This window comes from Vibrio sp. 2134-1, from assembly GCF_033339495.1.
On sequence record NZ_JAWOUS010000510.1, the window covers coordinates 1 to 659 of the forward strand.

A 659-nucleotide genomic window follows, 5' to 3' on the forward strand; every position below is an offset into this window, starting at 1 on the left:
GCACCGTGGCGTTGGATCTGCTTGCGCAGATGATTCATGTTGTTATGCATGAAAGGATGAATCTGCGCTCCAGCGGTGCGTGCTCCTTCCCACAACGACATATGAGCGAAAAAGTCGATGTATACGGGAAGGTTTGGAGCGCAGATGGTTTGCAGTAAACCAATATTGGCTGCCCATCCTGATTGTGACAACAAACAACTTTCCATGCCGACAAACGTCGCCAGTTGGTGCTCAAAGGCCGGTTTTGATTGATCATCTTGCAAGAAGATTGCTGACATCACGACATTGTCATCTCGTTCAGAAATTGCGTCTCGATGCGCTTTCTGAATGAGCTCATTGTGAGAGAGCGAAAGGTAATCATTGCTTTGCATAACCACAGCATTTTCGGACGGTCGTTTGCCAAGAACGAGGTGCTTTTGATTTTCGTTAGATTTAATTAAATCTTGAATATGGAAATTAAGGCGTTCCTCGATAAAAGAGGGCAGTGGTTTAGTTTCGTTTTTAGTACACATAATAAATCTCTTTGTGATTTGGAAAAACGCCAGCGCTGACCTTATTTATATTGAAGATTTTGGGGAGAGTGTCACTAATCAAGTTGCATAACTTTGCTAGCGCTTGCAAACTCGATATTTAAGGGTTGGATGGTGGCTGTAACTCCT

1 pseudogene is annotated in these 659 nt (G+C 43.6%); it reads right to left on the reverse strand.

Features of this window, described 5'->3' with window-relative positions:
• A pseudogene (locus tag R7R78_RS26935) lies at window positions 1–512 on the reverse strand (CAI-1 autoinducer synthase); the annotation flags it as partial.
• Window positions 513–659 lie beyond the last annotated feature (147 nt).